Here is a 20,528-nt window from a genome sequence, read left to right as displayed (position 1 = left end):
CCTCCTCACCGCAGCACGATGCCGTCCTCCATCGCCTGCGGCGGGGCGGGCAGCGCGATCAGCCCCATCTCCGCCGGGCAGGTCAGCAGCGGGTGGCGGGGCAGCACCCGCACGGTGTACCCGCAGGCCCCGGCGCGCGAGAGCGGGACCGTCCCGGTGTAGCGCGGCCCTTCGCCGCCGTCCGGCTCCAGCGCCACCGCCTCGGGCTCCTCCAGCCGGTCGCCGTCGCCGACCCGCCCGATCAGCGCCTCCACCCGCACGTCCTCCGGGGCCAGGGCGCCCAGCTCGACCGTGGCGCGCACCTCCAGCCGCCCGCCCACCTGCGGCGCCCCGGCCGCCCCGGCAAGGTCGACGTGCTGGATGCGCACCGCCGGCCAGCCGGCGCGCACCCGCCGCTTCCAGGCCGCCAGCTCCCGCGCGCCCTGCGCGTCCTCGGCCAGCAGGAGCCGCGAGGAGTCGGCCGCGCCCTGGTAGAGGCGCTCGGTGTACTCGCGCACCATCCGGGTGGCCAGCACCTTGGGCCCCAGCGAGACCAGGGTGTGCTTGACCATCTCCAGCCAGCGCTTGGGCAGGCCGCCGGCGTCGTGGTCGTAGAACAGCGGCGCCACCTGGTGCTCCACCAGGTCGTACAGGGCGCCGGCCTCCAGGTCGTCGCGGCGGTCGGGGTCCTCCACGCCGTCGGCGGTGGGGATGGCCCACCCGTTGGAGCCGTCGAACCACTCCTCCCACCAGCCGTCGCGCACCGACAGGTTGAGCCCGCCGTTCAGCGCCGACTTCATCCCCGAGGTGCCGCTGGCCTCCAGCGGGCGCAGCGGGTTGTTCAGCCACACGTCGCACCCCTGCACCAGGGCGGTGGCCAGCGCCATGTCGTAGTCGGGCAGGAACACCAGGCGGTGGCGCACCCGCGGGTCGTCGGCGAAGCGCACGATGTCCTGGATCAGGCGCTTGCCGCCCTCGTCGGCCGGGTGCGCCTTGCCGGCGACCACGATCTGCACCGGCCGGTCCGGGTGCAGCAGCAGCCGGCGCAGCCGCTCGGCGTCGCGCAGCATCAGGGTGAGCCGCTTGTAGGAGGGCACCCGGCGGGCGAAGCCGATGGTGAGCACGTCGGGGTCGAGCACGTCGTCCACCCAGCCGAGCTCGGCCGCGCTGGCCCCGCGCGCCCGCCAGGAGGCGCGCAGCCGCTCGCGCGCCTCGGCCACCAGTCGGGCGCGCAGGGTGCGGCGCATCCGCCACAGCTCGGCCTCGTCGGCACCGGACACCTTGCGCCAGCCCTCCGGCCCGGTGAACTCCCCGGAGTCGGGCACCATGCGCGCGGCCAGCTCCTGGGCCTCCTCGGCGACCCAGGTACGGGCGTGCACGCCGTTGGTGACCGACCCGATGGGCACCTCCTCGGCGTCGAAGCCGGGCCACAGGCCCTGGAACATCGACCGGCTCACCGCGCCGTGCAGCCGGCTCACCCCGTTGGCGCGCTGGGCCAGCCGCAGGCCCATCACCGCCATGTTGAACACGCCCGGGTCGCCGTGGGCGTGGTCCTCGGCGCCCAGCTCCAGCACCCGGTCGGCCGGCAGCCCGGGCACGGCCGGGGAGGGCCCGGCCAGGTGGCGGCGGACCAGCTCGCGCGGGAAGCGGTCGATCCCGGCGGGCACCGGGGTGTGGGTGGTGAACACGGTCCCGGCGCGGGCGGCCTCCACCGCCTCGTCGAAGCCCAGCCCGGCGTCGATGTACTCGCGGACCCGCTCCAGGCCCAGCAGCCCGGCGTGGCCCTCGTTCATGTGGAAGACCTCGGGGACCGGGTGCCCCGCGCCGGCGCAGTAGAGGCGCACGGCCCGCACCCCGCCCACGCCCAGCAGGATCTCCTGGCGCAGCCGGTGCTCGCCCCCGCCCCCGTAGAGGCGGTCGGTCACCGCGCGCAGCTGCGGCGTGTTGCCCTCGTGCATCGCGTCCAGCAGCAGCAGCGGGACCCGTCCCACCCGGCACACCCAGACGCGGGCGGTGAGCCGCTCCCCCTCGGGCATGTCCACGGCGACCTCGGCGGGCCCGCCGTCCGGCCCGGCCAGCCGGGACAGCGGCATCCCCTGCGGGTCGACCTCGGGGTAGGACTCCAGCTGCCACCCCTCCGGCGAGAGCGTCTGGGCGAAGTAGCCGTGCCGGTAGAGCAGCCCCACCCCGATCAGCGGCAGGCCCAGGTCGCTGGCGCTCTTGAGGTGGTCGCCGGCCAGGATGCCCAGACCGCCGGAGTACTGCGGCAGCGCGGAGGTGAGCCCGTACTCGGCGGAGAAGTAGGCCACCGCCGCCGGAGGCGCGGGCCGCCCGGCCGCCTCGGCCTCGGCCGCCGCCTTCTGGTACCAGCGCGGCCCGGACAGGTAGGCGTCCAGGTCGGCGGCGGCCGCCGCGACGCGCTCGGTGAACGCCGGGTCGCCGGCCAGCGCGGCCAGCCGGTCGGCCCCGGCGTCGCCGAGCAGGCGCAGCGGGTCGCGCCCGCCCGCCTCCCACAGGCGCGGGTCGATGTCGCGGAACACCTCCCGGGTGGGCGGGTGCCAGGCCCAGCGCAGGTTGGCCGCGAGCCGGCCCAGCGGGGACAGCGGCTCGGGCAGGACGGTACGGACGGTGAATCTGCGGATCGCCTTCACGCAGCGGCACGCTAGTTCACCCGGCGCCGCGGCACCAGGCGCCGCGCGCGAATTCACGTGCATTCGCCCGCCGAATTCCCGATCGGCCCGGTACGGCAGTGACAGAAGACCGTTATGCCGGAATCCACGGAGAGGAAACGGGGCGAAAACGCCGCGGACATCCGAATTGGAAGTGTGACGACTATCACAAAAATATGTGCCTTCGGACTGTCGGAGCGGGGCGCCACGGCGTCGACGATAGGACTGTGGGCGCGGCGGCGATCCGGCCGCGATTCCCCCTCGGACACCAGGTACGCCCTGTTCTCATTCCTCAATGGACGCTGCCCGAAATCGGGTCACACCGGCCACTCGCGGCCCCGCCGCCGCTTGCGAAGAATTGGTGCACACGTGATCGGACGAATTCCTGTACTCGACGTCGCGCCGGCGCTGTCCTACGGCACCGCCCAGGCCGCCGAGGGCGAGACGGTCCCGGTGGCCGCCACGGTGCTGCGCGAGGGCCACGGCGCCCTGGGCGCGGACGCGGTGCTCTACGACCCGCGGGGCCGCCGCCGCGCCCGGGTGCGGATGGCCGAGCGGGCGCCGGGAACCGACCGCTACACCGCGCAGGTGCGCCCCGACGCGCCCGGCCGGTGGACCTTCGCCGTGGAGGCCTGGGCCGATCCCTACGCCACCTGGCGCCGCGAGGCCGCCGCGAAGATCCCGCTGGGCCTGGACACCGAACTGGTCCTGGAGGAGGGCGCCCGGCTGCTGGACCGCGCCGCCCGGCGGGTCCCCCGACGCCCCGTCCTGGCCGAGGCCGCGCGCGTGCTGCGGGACGCCTCGCTGCCGCCGGCCGAGCGGCTCGCGGCCGGGGCCGGCGGCGAGGCGGCCCGGCTGATGGAGCGCGAGCCGCTGCGCGACCACCTCACCCGCACCCGGCGCCTGCCGCTCCAGGTGCACCGGCGGCGCGCCCTGGTCGGCTCCTGGTACGAGTTCTTCCCCCGCTCGGAGGGGGCCGAGTTCGACGAGGCCGCGGGGGTGTGGCGCTCGGGCACCCTGCGCAGCGCGGCCAAGCGGCTCCCGGCCATCGCCGACATGGGCTTCGACGTGGTCTACCTGCCGCCGGTGCACCCGGTGGGCCGCACCTTCCGCAAGGGCCGCAACAACACCCCCCAGGCCGGGCCCGGCGACCCCGGGTCGGTCTGGGCCATCGGCTCCGCCGAGGGCGGGCACGACGCCGTCCACCCCGACCTGGGCGACCTGCGCGACTTCGACGCCTTCGTCTCCGAGGCCGCCGCGCACGGCGTCGAGGTCGCCCTGGACCTGGCGCTGCAGTGCTCCCCCGACCACCCCTGGGTGGCCGAGCACCCCGAGTGGTTCACCGAGCGCGCCGACGGCACCATCGCCTACGCCGAGAACCCGCCCAAGAAGTACCAGGACATCTACCCCCTGGACTTCGACCGCGACCCCGAGGGCCTGTACGCCGAGGTGCTGCGGGTGGTCCGGTTCTGGATGGACCGGGGCGTGCGCATCTTCCGGGTGGACAACCCGCACACCAAGCCGCTGGCCTTCTGGGAGCGCCTGCTGGCCGAGATCGCCCGCACCGACCCCGACGTGGTGTTCCTGTCCGAGGCCTTCACCCGCCCGGCGGCGATGCACGCCCTGGCCCGGGCCGGGTTCCACCAGTCCTACACCTACTTCACCTGGCGCACCGGCAAGGAGGAGCTCCAGGGGTACATGGAGGAGCTGACCGGCGCGGCGGCGGCCTACATGCGCCCCAACCTCTTCTGCAACACGCCCGACATCCTGCACGCCTACCTGCAGGAGGGCGGCCGGCCCGCGTTCGAGGCGCGGGCCGTGCTGGCCGCCACCCTCTCCCCCTCCTGGGGCGTGTACTCCGGATACGAGCTGTGCGAGAACACCCCGCTGCGCCCCGGGAGCGAGGAGTACCTCGATTCCGAGAAATACGAGTACAAACCGCGCGACTGGGACGCGGCCGAGGCCGCGGAAATGTCGATCTCCCCGCTGATCCGCAGGCTAAACTGTCTGCGGCGCGACCACCCGGCATTGCAGGAACTGCGCAACCTGCGGTTCCACCATGTCGACCAGCCTGAGCTGATCTGCTATTCCAAACGGCTGCCCGGGAACGGCGACCGCGAGGGCCGTGACGACGTCGTGATCGTCGTCGTCAATCTCGATCCGCACCGCACGCGCGAAGCGACGGTCCGGCTCGACATGCCCTCTTTGGGTTTTTCGCCGGAAACGTCTCTGTCGGTACACGACGAGCTCTCCGGCACGACCTACACCTGGGGTCAGGCCAATTACGTGCGCCTCGACCCGAACGTCCAGACCGCACACGTTCTCACAGTCGCCTCGGCCGGATGACCCGCACGCCCGCCGGCACGGCCGACCGTACTGGAACGCCGACAGGTGGAGTTGCTCCCGTGACCACACCCGCCCCCGTGCCCGACACCTTCACCGCACTGCCGCCCAACCCGCACTGGTACAAGCACGCCGTCTTCTACGAGGTCCAGGTCCGGGGCTTCCACGACTCCAACGGCGACGGCGTGGGCGACCTGCGCGGGCTCATCGAACGGCTCGACTACCTGGAATGGCTGGGCATCGACTGCCTGTGGCTGCTCCCGCTGCAGGAGTCCCCGCTGCGCGACGGCGGCTACGACATCTCCGACTACATGTCCGTCCAGCCCGAGTTCGGCACCATCGCCGACTTCGTCGAGCTGGTCGAGCAGGCGCACCGGCGCGGCATCCGCATCATCACCGACCTGGTGATGAACCACACCAGCGACCGCCACCCCTGGTTCGAGGCCTCGCGCTCGGACCCCGACGGGCCCTACGGCGACTTCTACGTGTGGTCCGACACCACCGACCGGTACACCGACGCCCGGATCATCTTCGTCGACACCGAGCAGTCCAACTGGACCTACGACGAGGTGCGCGGCCAGTACTACTGGCACCGGTTCTTCTCCCACCAGCCCGACCTGAACTTCGAGAACCCCGCGGTGCAGGAGGCGGTGCTGGAGGTGCTGCGGTTCTGGCTGGACCTGGGCATCGACGGGTTCCGGCTGGACGCGGTCCCCTACCTGTACGAGCGCGAGGGCACCAACTGCGAGAACCTCAAGGAGACCCACGAGTTCCTCAAGCGGGTGCGCTCGGAGGTGGACCGCCTCTACCCCGACCGGGTGCTGCTGAGCGAGGCCAACCAGTGGCCCGCCGACGTGGTCGACTACTTCGGCGACTTCGAGTCCGGCGGCGACGAGTGCCACATGAACTTCCACTTCCCGCTGATGCCGCGGATGTTCATGGCGGTCCGCCGCGAGCAGCGCTACCCCATCTCCGAGATCCTCGCCCAGACCCCGCGCATCCCGCACAACTGCCAGTGGGCCATCTTCCTGCGCAACCACGACGAGCTGACCCTGGAGATGGTCACCGACGAGGAGCGGGACTACATGTACGCCGAGTACGCCACGGACCCGCGCATGCGCGCCAACGTGGGCATCCGGCGCCGGCTGGCCCCGCTGCTGGACAACGACCGCGACCAGATCGAGCTGTTCACCGCGCTGCTGCTGTCCCTGCCCGGCTCCCCGGTGCTCTACTACGGCGACGAGATCGGCATGGGCGACAACATCTGGCTCGGCGACCGGGACGCGGTGCGCACCCCCATGCAGTGGACCTCCGACCGCAACGCCGGCTTCTCCCGGTGCGACCCGGCCCGGCTCTACCTGCCGCTCATCCTCGACCCGGTCCACGGCTACCAGGCGCTCAACGTCGAGGCCCAGCGCGGCGACCCCGGCTCGCTGCTCAACTGGACCCGCAAGATGATCCAGATCCGCAAGCGCCACCCCGTCTTCGGCACCGGCGACTTCACCGAACTGCACGCCAGCAACCCCAGCGTGCTGGCGTTCGTCCGGGAGTGGGGCGACGACCGCATGCTGTGCGTCAACAACCTCTCCCGCTTCCCCCAGCCCGTCGAACTGGACCTGCGCCGGTTCGAGGGCGCCACGCCCGTGGAGTGCACCGGAGGCGTGCGCTTCCCCGCCATCGGCGAACTCCCCTACCTGCTCACCCTGCCCGGCCACGGCTTCTACTGGTTCCAGCTGCCGCCGGTCGAGGAGGCGGACGGACCCACCACCGACGACCGCACCCGGGACACCGCATGAACCGGATCGAGGACCTGTTGGCCGCATGGCTGCCGCGGCAGCGCTGGTTCGCCGGCAAGGCCGCGCCCATCGAGGCGGTGCGCATCGAGCGCGACCTGCCCGTGGGCGGGGCCGACCCCGGCGCGCACGGCCCCGGCATGCGCGTGCTGGTGGTGCGGGTCGACCAGCCCCGCTCCGCCGACCGCTACCTGGTGGTGGTGGGGCTGGCCGAGCGCGGCCGGCTGCGCGCCGGACTGGAGCACTGCGTCATCGGCCGGTGCCGGATCCGGGGCGCCCAGCGCACCGCCTACGACGCGCTGCACGACCCGGAGCTGACCGGCCGGCTGCTGGAGGGGCTGGCCCGCGGCGCCGAGTGCGGAGAGCTGCGCTTTCGCACCCGGCCCGGGCACACCGTCCGCACCGGGCTGCGCAGCCTGGTGATCACCGGCGAGCAGTCCAACACCTCGCTGGTCTTCGGCGAGGAGTACGTGCTCAAGGCGTTCCGCCGGCTGTGGCCCGGGCTCAACCCGGACCTGGAGCTCAACGGCGCCCTGGACGGCTCGCCCTACGCCGCGCCGCCGCACGGGTGGATCGAGGCCGACATCGAGCACGACGGCCGGCCGGTGCCGACCACCGTCGCCATGCTCCAGGGCTACCTGCGCAGCGCCACCGACGGCTGGGTGCTGGCCGCCACCAGCGTGCGCGACCTGTACGCCGCGCCCCGGACCGGCCCGGCCGACGCCGGCGGCGACTTCGCCGCCGAGGCCGAGCGGCTGGGCGCGGCCACCGCCGCGGTGCACCGGGAACTGGCCCGCGCCCTGCCCACCGACGTGCTCTCGCCGTCCTGCCTGCGCGCGCTGGCCGACGCCATGGCCCGGCGGCTGGACGCCGCCACCGAGCAGGTGCCCGAGCTGGCGCCCTACGCCGGGGTGCTGCGCACCGCGTTCGAGGACTTCGCCCGCTCCCAGGCGCCGCTGCCGGTACAGCGCGTGCACGGCGACTACCACCTGGGCCAGGTGGTGCGCACCGACGCCGGGTGGGTGCTGCTGGACTTCGAGGGCGAGCCGGCGGTGCCGGTGGCCGAGCGGCGGCGCCCCTCCAGCCCGCTGCGCGACGTCGCCGGGATGCTGCGCTCCTTCGACTACGCCGCCCGCCACCAGCTCATCGGCAGCGCCGATGAGGAGCTGCTGGCGCCGATCGCCCGCGCCTGGGCCGAGCGCAACCGGGAGGCCTTCTGCGCCGGCTACGCGGCCGGCGGCGGGACCGACCCGGACAAGCACCTGACGGCGCTGCGCGCCTTCGAGTACGACAAGGCGGTCTACGAGGTCCTCTACGAGGCCCACAACCGCCCCACCTGGCTGCGCGTGCCGCTGGACTCCATCGCCGCGCTGGCCCGGCCCTGACCCCGCCGGCCCCGACCCCGACCGCACCGACCACCCGCCTGGAGCACCCGTGAACCTCGCCCCCGCCGCCGTCGCCCCCGCCGAGGCCGACCGCCTCGCGGCCGGCCGCCACCACGACCCGCACGCGGTCCTGGGCGCGCACCCCGTGCCCGGCGGCACCGTCGTGCTGCGGGCGCTGCGCCCGCTGGCCCGCACCGTGCACGCCGTCCTGGCCGACGGGACCCGCGTGCCCATGGAGCACGACCGCGCCGGCGTGTTCACCGCCGCCGTGCCCGGCGACGCGCCGCCCGACTACCGCATCGCCTGCACCTACACCGCCGAGGGGCCCGAGACCGTCGCCGACGACCCCTACCGGTACGCCCCCACCCTGGGGGAGATGGACCTGCACCTGATCGGCGAGGGCCGGCACGAGGAGCTGTGGCGCGCGCTGGGGGCCCACCCCCGCCCCGAGGGCACCGCCTTCGCGGTGTGGGCGCCCGGCGCCCAGGGGGTGCAGCTCATCGGGGACTTCAACCACTGGGACGGCACCGCCCACCCGATGCGCTCCCTGGGCTCCAGCGGGGTCTGGGAGCTGTTCGTGCCCGGCGCCGGCCCCGGCGCGCTGTACAAGTTCCGGGTGCACGGCCGGGACGGCGGGGTGCGCGACAAGGCCGACCCGATGGCCTTCGCCGCCCAGTGCCCGCCCGAGACCGCCTCGGTGGTGCACGCCCCGGCCCACCGCTGGGGCGACGAGGTGTGGATGAACGAGCGCAAGGCCCGGGACTGGACCCGCGAGCCGATGAGCGTCTACGAGGTGCACCTGCCCTCCTGGCGCCCCGGCCTGGGCTACGCCGAGCTCGCCCAGGAGCTGGTCGCGCACGTGCGCGAGCGCGGCTTCACCCACGTGGAGTTCATGCCCGTGGCCGAGCACCCCTTCGGCGGATCCTGGGGCTACCAGGTCACCTCCTACTACGCCCCCACCGCCCGGCTGGGCCCGCCCGACGGGTTCCGGCTGCTCGTCGACGAGCTGCACCGGGCCGGGATCGGGGTGCTGCTGGACTGGGTCCCCGCGCACTTCCCCCGGGACGACTGGGCGCTGGCGCGCTTCGACGGCTCGCCCACCTACGAGCACCCCGACCCGCGCCGCGGCGAGCACCCCGACTGGGGCACCCTGGTCTTCGACTACGGCCGCACCGAGGTGCGCAACTTCCTCATCGCCAACGCCCTGTTCTGGCTGGAGGAGTACCACATCGACGGGCTGCGGGTGGACGCCGTGGCCTCGATGATCTACCTGGACTACTCCCGCGAGTCGGGCGAGTGGGAGCCCAACGCCTTCGGCGGCCGGGAGAACCTGGAGGCGCTGGAGTTCCTGCGCGAGCTCAACACCGTGTGCCACCGGCGCAACCCCGGCATCGTGATGGCCGCCGAGGAGTCCACCGCCTGGCCGGGCGTGTCCCGCCCGGTCGACCACGGCGGCCTGGGGTTCGGCTTCAAGTGGAACATGGGCTGGATGCACGACACGCTGGAGTACCTCAAGCGGGACCCGGTGCACCGCGCCCACCACCACGGCGAGATCACCTTCTCGATGCTCTACGCCTACAGCGAGAACTACATCCTGCCGCTCTCCCACGACGAGGTCGTGCACGGCAAGTCCTCGCTGCTGTACAAGCAGCCCGGGGACGAGTGGCGGCGGTTCGCCGGCCTGCGCACCCTGCTGGCCTACATGTGGGCCCACCCCGGCAAGAAGCTGCTGTTCATGGGCGGGGAGATCGGCCAGGGCGAGGAGTGGTCGCACGAGGCCGGGGTGCAGTGGTGGCTGCTCGACCACGCCTTCCACCGGGGGGTGCGGGCGCTGGTGGACGAGCTCAACGCCGGCTACACCGCCCGCCCGGCGCTGTGGTCGCGCGACTGCGTGCCCGAGGGGTTCCGGTGGATCGACGGCGGCGACGCCGAGGGCAACACCCTGGCGTTCCTGCGCTTCGGCGAGGACGGCGGCACGCTGGCCTGCGTGGTGAACTTCTCCGCCGTCCCGCACACCGGGCGCCGCATCGGCCTGCCGGACACCGGCCCCTGGAACGTGCTGCTGGACACCGACGACGAGCGGTTCGGCGGCAGCGGGTTCCGCGGCGGCCTGACGCGGGTGCGCTCCGAGGCCCAGCCCTGGCACGGGCTGCCCGCCTCGGCCGAGCTGGACCTGCCCCCGCTGGGCGTGCTCTGGCTGGAGCCCGGCCGAAAGGACGAGGCCGGCCCCGCCTGAATCCGGCCGTGCGGCCGAGGCGGCCCGCCCCCGCCGGCCCGTACCTTCTTCCTGTTCACCGTTGGGAAGAGGGGGGAGCGCAGTGGTGGAGAGACGCCGGCGCATCGACGATCTGGACGTGCTGCGCGGGTTCGCGCTGTGCGGGATCCTGCTGGTCAACATCGGGCCCGTCACACAGATGGGCTACGACGCGGTCCTGGCGCTGGGGCCGGGCGAGGCGGCCCCGCTCGCCGCGCCCGAGGCCTGGCTGGACATGCTGGTGGCCGGGCGGTTCTTCCCGATCTTCTCGTTCCTGTTCGGGATCGGGTTCGCGATCTTCCTGGAGTCGGCCGGGCGGCGGCATCCCCGCCCCCGGCTGCTCCTGGTCCGCCGGCTGGTCGCGCTCGGCCTGCTCGGTGCCGCGCACCAGGTGCTCCACCCGGGCGAGGCGCTGACCCCGTACGCGGTCTTCGGGCTGCTGGTGCTGCTGCCCGCGAGCTACCTGCCCCGGTGGGCCGTGCTCGCGCTGGGCGCGGTGGGCGCCGTGGTCCCGGCCGCGCTGGGCAGCGGCGGGATGCTGCTCATCCCGGGCATGTTCCTGCTCGGCATGGCCGTGGCCCGGTACCGGGTGCCGGAGCGGCTCGGGGAGCTGACCGGGTGGACCGCCCTGGTCTTCGCGCTGCTGGCGGCGGCTTCGGTGCCGGCCGCGCTGTGGCAGTTCGGCGAGGTCCGCGACACCGGCTTCACCGCCTCCAGCGCGGTGGCCGGGCTGCTCATGGCCGGGGCCTACACCAGCGGCATCGCGCTGCTGATGCGCACGCCGGCCGCCGGTGCGCTGCGGGCGGTGTTCGCCCCGCTCGGCCGGATGGCGCTGACCAACTACGTGGCCGCCACACCGGTGGTGTTCGCCGTCGGCCTGCTGCTGGACTTCCGCGCCGAGGAGCGGTGGGGCGCCCTGTTCGCGCTGGCCGGGGTCCTGCTGGCCGCCCAGTGGGCGTTCAGCGCGCTGTGGCTGCGCGCCTTCCGGTACGGCCCGCTGGAGTGGGCCTGGCGGTGCGCGACCTGGTGGGAGGCGGTCCCCCTGCGGGTCAGTCGTCCTGCTCCTCCCGGTCCTCCTTCTCCTCCTTCTCCTTCTCCTTCTGCTCCTCTTCCTCCTTCTGCTCCTGAGCCCGGCGCTTCTTGTACTCGGTGACGTCCATCGAGGCCGCCACCTGGTCGTAGACCTGGGCGTAGGCGGGCTCGACGGCCGGGACGTAGAGCATCACGTCGCTCTCGGGCAGGAACCACATGCGCACCTCGAAGGAGGCGCCGCCGTCGCAGGAGACCTCCCACACCCGGTGGTGGGACTTGAGCCCGTCGGCGTGCTCGGTCACCTCCGGCGAGCCGACGGTCATCTCCGCGTCGCCGGGGCTCTGCCCCTCGCCGTCGGGCGCCCGGCACGTCGCGCCCCCGCCGTTCCAGCCGTCTGCCTTGTTGAAGGCCGACCCCTTGGCGGGCCAGTCGGCGCCGTTGCGCTCGGCGGCCTGCGGGTAGAGCTGCACCGACCCGTAGCCGCAGCGCTCGCCCTCCGGCGGATCCATGCAGATCCGCCCCTGGCCGTCGGAGCGCTGCCAGCCCTCGGGCATGCCGATCGCCACGCCCTCGAACTCGGTCCCCGACAGCGGGACCGAGGCCGCCGGGACCGCGCCCGTGTAGGCCCCCTCGACCGACGGCGCCGCCTCGCCGCCGCCGTCACCGCCGTCGCCGCCGCCGCATCCGGCGGCGAGCAGGAGCACCCCCGCGGCGGCCGCCGCGGTCCGCAACGCCAACGCCTCGGACATCGGACCCTTCCTCAACCGACTCTGCGGCCGATCCGGCCGGATCGGCCCTCCGACGATAGCCGACCCCCACTACCCTGTGGGCATGGCGGACCTTGACGAGCTTCTCGCCCCACTGGCCGACCTGCGGCGCAGGCGCACCGCGCCGCTGGTCCTCGAACTCGACCTGACCGAAGGGGTCACCGACGAGCCGCCCGGCCCGCCGCTGGCCCAGCTGCTGACCCGCCGCAGGGAGCGGCTCACCGACGTGGTGGAGGGGCTGCGGCGCGGCGCCCGCGACCCGCGGGTGGCGGCCGTGGTGGCCAAGATCGGCGGGGCCCCCGCCGGGCTGGCCAAGGTCCAGGAGATCCGCGACGCGGTCGCCGACTTCCGCGCCTCGGGCAAGCCCGCGATCGCCTGGAGCGAGTCCATCGGCGACTTCGGCCCCGGCACCGTCGGCTACTACCTGGCCGCCGCCTTCTCCGAGATCGCCCTGGCCCCCACCGGCACCGTGGGCCTGACCGGGCTCACCCTGAACGCCCTCTTCCTGCGCGGGGCGGCCGACAAGGCCGGGGTGCGCCCCGAGACCGCCGCCCGGCACGAGTACAAGACCGCGGTGAACACCTTCACCGAGCACGACTACACCCCCGCCCACCGGGAGGCCGCCGAGCAGCTGCTGGGCTCGCTCGCCGAGCAGGTGCGCACGGGCATCGCCGCCGACCGCGGCCTGGACCCCGAGCGCGTGGCCGAGCTCACCGCGCGCGGGCCGCTCACCGCCGGCGAGGCCCTGGAGGCCGGCCTGGTCGACCGGCTCGCCTACCGCGACCAGGTCTACGCCGAGGTGCTGGAGCGCGCCGGCGGCGAAGGCCCCGAGCCGCTGCTGCGCTTCGCCGCCCGCCACCACCGGCACCGCACCGCCGCCGAGCAGCTCTCCCCGCACCCCGGGCGCGGCCAGATCGCGCTGATCGGGGTGCGCGGCCAGATCCACTCGGGGACCTCCCGCCGCTCGCCCACCGGGCGCACCACGGCCGGCGCCGAGACCGTCTCGGCCGCGCTGCGCGCCGCCCGCCGGGACGACGCGGTGCGCGCGGTGGTGCTGCGGGTGGACAGCCCCGGCGGGTCGCACTCGGCCTCCGACGCCGTGCGCCGCGAGGTCCGGCTCACCTGCGAGGCCGGCACCCCGGTGGTGGTGTCCATGGGCGACGTCGCCGCCTCCGGCGGGTACTACGTCGCCCTGGGCGCCGACCGCATCATCGCCCACCCCGGCACGGTGACCGGCTCCATCGGGGTGTTCGTCGCCAAGGCCGTGGCCTCGGACCTGCTGGAGCGCCTGGGCATCGGGCACGGCAGCGTGGACAGCGCCCCGCACGCCGGCATGTTCTCGGCCACCCGGCCCTTCAGCGACTCCGAGTGGGAGCGGGTCGACGCCCTGCTGGACGGGGTCTACGCCGACTTCACGGCCAAGGTGGGCCAGGCCCGGGACATGGACGCCGACCGGGTGGACCGGCTCGCCCGGGGGCGGGTCTGGTCGGGGGCCCAGGCCCACGAGGCCGGGCTGGTCGACGGGCTCGGCGGGCTGGCGACGGCGGTGCGGCTGGCCCGCTCGCTGTCGGGCGCCGACGACGCGCCGCTGCGCCCCTACCCGCGCTCCACCCCGCTGGACCGGCTGCGCCCGCCCGAGTCCAGCGAGGAGCGGGCCGGCGAGCAGGTGCGGCTGGACGCCTGGGGCCCACTGGCCGAGCTGTCGGCCCGCGTCGGCCTGCCCGCGGCCGGCCCGCTGGTGCTGCCCGGCGACTGGGAGGTGCGGTGACCGAGTACACCGAGGCGATGGCGGCCCTGCCCACCGGGGTGACGGTGGTGACCGTGCGCGACGGGCGGGACGACATCGGCGGCACGGTCAGCGCCCTGTGCTCGATCTCGGCCGACCCCCCGGTGGTCATGCTCAGCCTGTCCGCCGAGGGGTACCTGCGCGAGGTGGTCGACCGCCAGGGGGCCTTCGCCGTCAGCGTGCTGGGCGCCGGGCACCGCGCCCTGGCCGGGCGGTTCTCGGCCGAGGGGCGCCCCAGCGCCCGGCTGCTGCTGGACGCCGAGCCGCACGCGCGCGGGGAGGCCACCGGGGCGCTGGTGCTCACCGAGGCACTGGCCGCGCTGGAGTGCACGGTCGAGCGGAGCCTGGAGGTGGGCGACCACGCGGTCTACTTCGCCGCCGTGGCCGCCCTGCCCCGGGTGGAGGGCGGCCGCGGCGGTGCGGGCCCCCTGGTGCGCTACGGCGGGGGGTACCGCACCCTGGGGTGATCGAAACTCTCTAGAGAGGTCGCCGGGGGCTACCCCGGCGCGAGGGCGGTGTGCGGCCGGCGCCAGTTCACATCGCACCGCCGCGGCGGTGCAATGGCCCCATGGACGGCTTCTACACGGTAATCGGAATCCTGGTGGCCGGGCTGATCCTGGCCATGATCCTCTAGTCCAGCCCGGCCTCGGACAGCCAGTCGGCGGCCACCGCGTCGGCGCTCTCGTGCTCCACGCCCACCCGTTCGTTCATCGCCAGCAGGTCCTCGGTGGTCAGCTCCGCCGAGACCCGGTTCAGCACCTCGCGCGCCTCCCGCGGCACCGAGGCGTCGTGGATCAGCGGCACCACGTTCTGCGCCCCGAACAGGTTCTCCGGGTCCTCCAGGGTCACGAAGCCCTCGGAGGCGATGGCGGGGTCGGTGGTGAACAGGTTGGCCGCCTGCACGTCGCCGTCGGTCAGGGCGGTGGGCAGCAGCGCCGGGTCCAGCGAGCGGAACCCGCCGAACTCGACCCCGTAGACCTCCTCCAGGCCCGGCAGGCCCTGCGGCCGGGTCTCGAACTCCGGCGGCCCGCCGATCTCCATGTCCCCGGCGGCGCCCTCCAGGTCCCCGATCTCGGTCAGGCCCTCCTCCTCGGCGGTCTCGGCGGTGACCGTCACCGAGTCCTTGTTCTGCGCCGGGGAGGAGTCCAGGATGCTCAGCCCGTCGGGCAGGGCCCGGGACGCCCGCTCGTCGGTCTCCTCGGTGTCCCCGGACTCGGCCTCGGGGTCCAGGTAGAGCAGGATGCCGCCGTTGTACTCGGGCAGCACCGAGATGGCGCCCGACTCCACCTGGTCGTAGTAGACCTCGCGGCTGCCGATGTTGAGCGTGGTCTCGACCTCGCTGCCGGCCGCCTCCAGAGCCTGGGCGTAGACCTGCGCCAGCAGGGCCGACTCGGGGAAGTCGGCCGAGCCGACGGTGATGGTGCCGGAGCCGCCGCCCCCGCCGCCGTCGGCGTAGGGGTCCTCGCCGCCGCAGGCGGTGGCGGCCAGCGCCAGCGCCCCGGCCGCCGCCACCGTCCCCGCCGTTCGCATCGTGTGCATCGCTTCCACTCCCGTCCTGGTCATGACTCCACCGTGCGGGCGGCCTCGCGGGCGCGCAGCCCCGGCGCCACGGCCAGTCGCCGCAGCAGCCAGAACAGGCCGAGCACCAGCACCGCCATCAGCGCCACCAGGAGCGACCCCCCGGCCACCATGCCGAACTCCTGGCGGTTCTGCCCGTCGAAGATGAACCTTCCCAGCCCGCCCACGCCGACGTAGGCGGCGATGGTCGCGGTGGAGACCACCTGCACCGCGGCGGTGCGCAGCCCCACCAGCACCATCGGCAGGGCCACCGGCAGCTCCAGGCGCAGCAGCACCTGGCCGCCGCGCATGCCCATCCCGGCGGCGGCGTCGCGCAGGCCGGGGTCGACCGCGCGCACCCCCTCGTAGGTGTTGACCAGGATGGGCGGCACCGCCAGGACCACCAGCGCCACCTGCACCGGGACCAGGCCGATCCCCATCAGCAGCACCACCAGGAACATCACCCCGATGGTGGGCAGCGCGCGGGCGACGTTGGCCAGCCCCACCGCGAACAGCCCGCCGCGGCCGGTGTGCCCGGTGGCCAGGCCCAGCGGGACCGCGATCGCGGCGGCCACGGCCATCGCCGCCGCCGAGTAGGCGGTGTGCTCGGCGAACCGGGCGGGGACGCCGTCCGGCCCGGTCCAGGTGGCCGGGTCCGAGAACCAGGCGGCGACCAGCTCGGCGATGCTCATGCCCGCCCCTTTCCGCGCCGCGGCGCCCAGGGGGTCAGCAGCCGCTGGGCCAGCACCAGCAGCGCGTCCACCGCGAAGGCCAGCACGGCGGTGAGCACCACGCCCACGATGATGGGGGTGGCGAAGCGGTTGTTGAAGCCCTCGCGCAGGATCAGCGCGCCCAGGCCGCCCAGCCCCACCATGGAGGCGACGCTGACCATGCTGATGGTGGCCACCGAGGCCACCCGCAGCCCGGCGATGACCGCGGGGACCGCCACCGGCAGCTCCACCCGCACCAGGCGGCGCAGCGGGCCGAAGCCCATCGCGGTGGCGGCCTGGCGCACGTGGTCGGGCACCTGGTGCAGCCCGTCGACGATGTTGGGCACCAGGATCGCCAGGGTGTACAGCGCCAGCGGCAGCACGGCGGTCCAGACCGTCAGCCCGGTGTAGGGCAGCAGCAGGAAGAACAGCGCGATCGAGGGCACCGCGTAGAGCACGTTGACCGCGGTGAGCACCGGCGGGTAGAGCCGCCGCCAGCGCGCGGCGGCCACCCCCAGCGGCAGCGAGGCCAGCAGGCCCAGCGCGATGGGGATCAGCGACAGCTGCAGGTGCTGGACCAGGGCGGTGCCGATGGGGTCCTCCAGGCCGCGGGCGATCCAGTCCCAGCGGATCAGCGGCTCCTCACCCATGCCCCTCACCGTGCCCGTGGTCCTCGCCCACCGACCAGATGGCGGCGGCCAGGTCGGCCTGGGAGACCACCCCGGCCACGGCGCCGTCGGGGTCCACCCCCACGGCGCGGCCGGCCGGGGAGAGCACCGCGGCGTCCAGGGCGGCCCGCAGCGAGTCGGCGGCCACGTGGAACACGTGGCCGTAGGCGGCCAGCTCCAGGGCGCCCACCGGGCTGTGCGGGTCGGCGGCGGCCGCCCGCTCGGCCGACAGCCAGCCCACCGGCTCCCGGTCGGGGCCGGTGACCAGCAGCCAGGGCTCGCCGGTGGCGGCGGCGGTGCGCGCCGCCCGGCCGGCATCGGCCCCGGCGTCCAGCACCGCGTCGCGGTGCAGCTCCAGCCGGGAGGCGGGGAAGAAGGAGAGCCGCCGCACGCCCCGGTCGTAGCCGATGAACCCCTCGACGAAGGTGTCGGCCGGCTCGGCCAGCAGGCGCTCGGGGGCGTCGAACTGGGCGAGCACGCCGCCGGGCCGGAAGACGGCGATGCCGTCGCCGATCCGGACCGCCTCGTCGATGTCGTGCGTGACGAACAGGACGGTCTTGTGCAGCTCGGACTGCAGGCGCAGCAGCTCCTCCTGCAGGCCCGCGCGCACCACCGGGTCGACCGCGCTGAACGGCTCGTCCATGAGCAGCACCGGCGGGTCGGCGGCCAGCGCCCGGGCCACCCCCACCCGCTGCTGCTGGCCGCCGGAGAGCTGGTGCGGGTAGCGCCGCCCCTGGGAGGCCTCCAGCCCGACCAGTTCCAGCAGCTCGCCGGCGCGGGCGCGGGCGCGGCGGCGGCCCCACCCCAGCAGCAGCGGCACGGTGGCGATGTTGTCCAGCACGGTGCGGTGCGGGAAGAGCCCGGCCTGCTGGATGACGTAGCCGATGGAGCGGCGCAGCAGCGCGGGGTCGCGCTCGCGCACGTCGGTGCCGTCGATGAGCACCCGGCCGCCGGTGGGCTCGACCAGCCGGTTGACGGTGCGCAGGGCGGTGGTCTTGCCGCTGCCCGAGGAGCCGACCAGCACGGTGGTGCGGCCGCTGGGCGCCTGCAGGTCCAGTCCGTCCAGGGCGACGGTGCCGTCCGGGTAGCGCTTGGTGACGCCCTCGAAGGTGATCAACCCGAGATCCAGGCGGGGATGTCGGTGAGCGCGTCGGCCACCAGGTCGGCGTGCTTGGCGTCGGGGTCGTCGGCGTGCAGGTAGCCGTGCATGCCGCGGCGCACCAGCACGGTGGCCATCCCCGCGGCGCGGGCCGGCAGCACGTCGTTGTCGAGCCGGTCGCCCACGTAGGCGATCTCCCCGGGCGCGGCCCCGGCGACGTCGGCCACCCGGGCGAAGAAGGCCGGATCGGGCTTCTCCAGGCCCCACTCCTCGGACACGTGCACCGCGTCCACCGGCAGGTCCATGGCCTCCAGCGCGGTCCGGGCCGCGGCGGGCTGGTTGCCGGCGATCACCACGCCCACCCCCAGGGCGCGCAGCTCGGCCAGGGCCGGGCGCACGTCGGGGTACAGGTCGTGGAAGTCGAAGCCGTCGGCCAGGGTGGCGGGGTCCTCGGCCTTCCAGGCCGCGACCTCCTCCTCCAGCCGGAAGTCCGGCTTGACCAGGCGGAAGGCGTCCATCAGGGGCCGACCGCGGGCCATCACCCCGCCCATGAGGCCGAAGAAGGCCAGCCGCGGCACGCCCAGCCGGTCCGCCCAGCGTTCGAAGATGCGCGTCTCGTCGACCAGCGTCTCCCCGACGTCGAAGACCACGCTGCGCACGGCGCCACTGCGATTCCTCACGAATGGGACGCTAACACGGTCGGCCGCCGCCGGGCGGCCGCAGCACCGCGAAGGCGTCGGTCACCTCCAGGCGCCGGGCGCGGAACCGGAACAGCGCCGCCGGGCGGCCCCCGGAGCGGCCCGAGGGCACCGAGCGGCCGGTCTCCTCGATCTGGCCGCGGCGCAGCAGCACCCGGCGCAGGTTGGTGGCGGCCACGTCGTGCCCCAGTGCGGCGCTGTAGTAGCCGGACAGCTCGGACATGGTGAACTCCGGCGGGGCCAGCGCGAAGCCGATGTTGGTGTAGGAGAGCTTGGCGCGCAGCCGGCGGTGCGCCGAGTGCACGATCGCCGCGTGGTCGTAGCCCATGGCCGGCAGGTCCGCGGCGGGGTGCCAGGCGGTGTCGGCGGGCACCACCGGCTCCACGTCGGCCGGGACCAGCCCCAGGTAGGCGGTGGCCAGGATGCGCCCGCCGGGGCAGCGGTCCGGGGCGCCGCGGGTCTCCAGCTGCTCCAGGTGGGCCAGGTCGCGCACGTCGACCTTCTGGGCCAGCTGGCGCCGGATGGACTCGCCCAGGCCCTCGCGGGCGCCGAGTCTGCCGCCGGGCAGCACCCAGGCGCCCTCGAACGGCGGCCGCGCCCGGCGCCACAGCAGCACGCTCAGGCGCCCCGACCGGATCTGCACCACCGCGGCCAGGACCTCGTGCCCGGCCCGACCCGCCATGCCCGCTGCCTCCTCCATGACCCCCCATGTTAGGCTTGTCCGAGTTTTTGCCTACAAGTCAAAAACCCGTTCCGAAGGAAGAACCGGCCATGGCCACCGAGAACGCAAGCCAGACCTGGGCCTCCGAGGTCCGGCGCCTCGCCGACGAGCGCGGCGCGGTCATCCTCGCCCACAACTACCAGCGCCCCGAGATCCAGGACGTCGCCGACCACACCGGCGACTCGCTGGCCCTGTCCCGTCTGGCCGCCCGTGTGGAGGCCGACACCATCGTCTTCTGCGGCGTGCACTTCATGGCCGAGACGGCCAAGATCCTCGCCCCCGAGAAGACCGTGCTGCTGCCCGAGCCCGCGGCGGGCTGCTCGCTGGCCGACACGATCACCGCCGAGGACGTGCGCGCCTGGAAGGCCGAGCACCCCGGCGCGGCCGTCGTCGCCTACGTCAACACCACCGCGGCGGTGAAGGCCGAGACCGACATCTGCTGCACCTCCTCCAACGCCGCCGACGTCATCCGGTCCATCCCCGAGGACACCGACATCCTCTTCCTGCCCGACCAGTTCCTGGGCGCCCACGTCAAGCGGGTGACCGGGCGGGAGAACATCCACGTGTGGATGGGCGAGTGCCACGTGCACGCCGGCATCGACGGCGCCGCGCTGCGCGAGCGCGCGGCCGCCGACCCCGACGCCGAGCTGTACGTGCACCCCGAGTGCGGCTGCGCCACCTCCGCGCTGTACCTGGTCGGCGAGGGCACCGTCCCCCAGGAGCGGGTCAAGGTCCTGTCCACCGGCGGGATGCTCGCCGCGGCCGAGACCACCACCGCCGACAAGGTGCTCATCGCCACCGAGACCGGGATGCTGCACCAGCTGCGCGCGGCCAACCCCGCCACCTCCTTCGAGCCGGTCAACCCGCGCGCCGAGTGCCACTACATGAAGATGATCACCGGCGAGAAGCTGCTGGGGTCGCTGCGCACCGGCAGCGGGGAGATCCACGTCGACGCCGACACGGCCGAGCGGGCCCGCCGCTCGGTGGAGCGGATGATCGCCATCGGCACCCCCTCGCGCGGGGGCGAGTGAGCGCCTTCGATAACGGATTCCTCTCCTTCCCCCCGC

General features: G+C 74.4%; 16 protein-coding genes. 8 read left to right on the top strand and 8 right to left on the bottom strand.

What is annotated here, in order from left to right; all coding sequences use genetic code 11:
- Positions 1-5 precede the first annotated feature (5 nt).
- Positions 6-2,630, bottom strand: a complete 2,625-nt coding sequence (gene glgP / locus C892_RS0126805) for an alpha-glucan family phosphorylase (protein WP_017559732.1) — start codon at positions 2,628-2,630, stop codon at positions 6-8.
- Between the two features lie 387 nt (positions 2,631-3,017).
- Between glgP and C892_RS0126800 the strand changes: the two genes are divergently transcribed.
- From C892_RS0126800 to C892_RS0126780, 5 genes are all read left to right on the top strand, one after another.
- Entirely contained in the window at positions 3,018-4,994 is a 1,977-nt protein-coding gene (locus tag C892_RS0126800; RefSeq protein ID WP_017559731.1) for an alpha-1,4-glucan--maltose-1-phosphate maltosyltransferase, read from the top strand.
- Positions 4,991-6,787, top strand: coding sequence for a maltose alpha-D-glucosyltransferase (gene treS / locus C892_RS0126795; RefSeq protein WP_394296687.1), 1,797 nt, complete (start codon positions 4,991-4,993; stop codon positions 6,785-6,787). The genes C892_RS0126800 and treS overlap by 4 nt, the downstream gene beginning before the upstream one ends.
- The gene (locus tag C892_RS0126790; protein ID WP_017559730.1) at positions 6,784-8,169 is read left to right on the top strand and encodes a maltokinase N-terminal cap-like domain-containing protein; all 1,386 of its coding nucleotides are present in this window, start codon (positions 6,784-6,786) and stop codon (positions 8,167-8,169) included. Before treS ends, C892_RS0126790 begins: the two co-directional genes overlap by 4 nt.
- A gap of 49 nt (positions 8,170-8,218) precedes the next feature.
- On the top strand, positions 8,219-10,405 hold the full coding sequence (glgB, locus tag C892_RS0126785; protein ID WP_017559729.1) for a 1,4-alpha-glucan branching protein GlgB: 2,187 nt from the start codon (positions 8,219-8,221) through the stop codon (positions 10,403-10,405).
- Between the two features lie 82 nt (positions 10,406-10,487).
- Positions 10,488-11,576, top strand: coding sequence for a DUF418 domain-containing protein (locus C892_RS0126780; RefSeq protein WP_017559728.1), 1,089 nt, complete (start codon positions 10,488-10,490; stop codon positions 11,574-11,576).
- Here the strand turns inward: C892_RS0126780 and C892_RS29690 are convergent.
- Complete coding sequence (locus C892_RS29690) at positions 11,473-12,204, bottom strand: hypothetical protein (RefSeq protein WP_017559727.1); 732 nt, start codon at positions 12,202-12,204, stop codon at positions 11,473-11,475. The two genes, C892_RS0126780 and C892_RS29690, sit on opposite strands and share 104 nt — an antisense overlap.
- Before the next feature lie 82 nt (positions 12,205-12,286).
- Here C892_RS29690 and sppA point away from each other — a divergent pair, with 82 nt between their 5' ends.
- Both sppA and C892_RS0126765 read left to right on the top strand, forming a co-directional pair.
- Positions 12,287-13,990, top strand: a complete 1,704-nt coding sequence (gene sppA, locus C892_RS0126770) for a signal peptide peptidase SppA (RefSeq protein ID WP_026124664.1) — start codon at positions 12,287-12,289, stop codon at positions 13,988-13,990.
- Entirely contained in the window at positions 13,987-14,475 is a 489-nt protein-coding gene (locus tag C892_RS0126765; protein WP_017559725.1) for a flavin reductase family protein, read from the top strand. Before sppA ends, C892_RS0126765 begins: the two co-directional genes overlap by 4 nt.
- A gap of 163 nt (positions 14,476-14,638) precedes the next feature.
- On the opposite strand, the gene C892_RS0126760 is transcribed toward C892_RS0126765, so the two are convergent.
- The 6 genes from C892_RS0126760 to C892_RS0126735 are packed head-to-tail and all read right to left on the bottom strand — an operon-like array spanning position 14,639 to position 19,440.
- Positions 14,639-15,538 (bottom strand): ABC transporter substrate-binding protein, encoded by a 900-nt coding sequence (locus C892_RS0126760; RefSeq protein WP_026124663.1) that lies wholly within the window; start codon positions 15,536-15,538, stop codon positions 14,639-14,641.
- 29 nt (positions 15,539-15,567) lie between these two features.
- The gene (locus C892_RS0126755) at positions 15,568-16,257 is read right to left on the bottom strand and encodes an ABC transporter permease (RefSeq protein WP_017559723.1); all 690 of its coding nucleotides are present in this window, start codon (positions 16,255-16,257) and stop codon (positions 15,568-15,570) included.
- The gene (locus tag C892_RS0126750) at positions 16,254-16,925 is read right to left on the bottom strand and encodes an ABC transporter permease (protein WP_017559722.1); all 672 of its coding nucleotides are present in this window, start codon (positions 16,923-16,925) and stop codon (positions 16,254-16,256) included. The genes C892_RS0126755 and C892_RS0126750 overlap by 4 nt, the downstream gene beginning before the upstream one ends.
- Positions 16,918-18,060 carry an ABC transporter ATP-binding protein gene (locus C892_RS0126745; protein ID WP_017537217.1) on the bottom strand — a complete coding sequence of 381 codons (1,143 nt, stop codon included), beginning with the start codon at positions 18,058-18,060 and terminating at the stop codon, positions 16,918-16,920. The genes C892_RS0126750 and C892_RS0126745 overlap by 8 nt, the downstream gene beginning before the upstream one ends.
- Positions 18,057-18,701 carry an HAD family hydrolase gene (locus tag C892_RS0126740; protein ID WP_017559721.1) on the bottom strand — a complete coding sequence of 215 codons (645 nt, stop codon included), beginning with the start codon at positions 18,699-18,701 and terminating at the stop codon, positions 18,057-18,059. The genes C892_RS0126745 and C892_RS0126740 overlap by 4 nt, the downstream gene beginning before the upstream one ends.
- Positions 18,702-18,732: 31 nt before the next feature.
- Entirely contained in the window at positions 18,733-19,440 is a 708-nt protein-coding gene (locus C892_RS0126735) for an NUDIX hydrolase (protein ID WP_275041837.1), read from the bottom strand.
- Between the two features lie 71 nt (positions 19,441-19,511).
- On the opposite strand from C892_RS0126735, the gene nadA reads away from it, so the two are divergent.
- Complete coding sequence (nadA, locus tag C892_RS0126730; protein ID WP_017537220.1) at positions 19,512-20,492, top strand: quinolinate synthase NadA; 981 nt, start codon at positions 19,512-19,514, stop codon at positions 20,490-20,492.
- Positions 20,493-20,528 lie beyond the last annotated feature (36 nt).

The sequence above is a fragment of the Nocardiopsis baichengensis YIM 90130 genome (genome assembly GCF_000341205.1).
Classification (GTDB): Bacteria; Actinomycetota; Actinomycetes; order Streptosporangiales; family Streptosporangiaceae; genus Nocardiopsis_A; species Nocardiopsis_A halophila.
The sequence above is the reverse complement of the archived record's forward strand: the minus strand, read 5'-3'. Positions and strand labels throughout refer to the sequence as shown.

Bases quoted from the DNA above. Each gene is read 5' to 3' on its own strand.
- treS (WP_394296687.1), top strand. From the start codon at position 4,991: ATGACCCGCACGCCCGCCGGCACGGCCGACCGTACTGGAACGCCGACA.
- C892_RS0126790 (WP_017559730.1), top strand. From the start codon at position 6,784: ATGAACCGGATCGAGGACCTGTTGGCCGCATGGCTGCCGCGGCAGCGC.
- C892_RS29690 (WP_017559727.1), bottom strand. From the start codon at position 12,204: ATGTCCGAGGCGTTGGCGTTGCGGACCGCGGCGGCCGCCGCGGGGGTG.
- sppA (WP_026124664.1), top strand. From the start codon at position 12,287: ATGGCGGACCTTGACGAGCTTCTCGCCCCACTGGCCGACCTGCGGCGC.
- C892_RS0126760 (WP_026124663.1), bottom strand. From the start codon at position 15,538: ATGCGAACGGCGGGGACGGTGGCGGCGGCCGGGGCGCTGGCGCTGGCC.
- C892_RS0126755 (WP_017559723.1), bottom strand. From the start codon at position 16,257: ATGAGCATCGCCGAGCTGGTCGCCGCCTGGTTCTCGGACCCGGCCACC.
- C892_RS0126750 (WP_017559722.1), bottom strand. From the start codon at position 16,925: ATGGGTGAGGAGCCGCTGATCCGCTGGGACTGGATCGCCCGCGGCCTG.
- C892_RS0126735 (WP_275041837.1), bottom strand. From the start codon at position 19,440: ATGGAGGAGGCAGCGGGCATGGCGGGTCGGGCCGGGCACGAGGTCCTG.
- nadA (WP_017537220.1), top strand. From the start codon at position 19,512: ATGGCCACCGAGAACGCAAGCCAGACCTGGGCCTCCGAGGTCCGGCGC.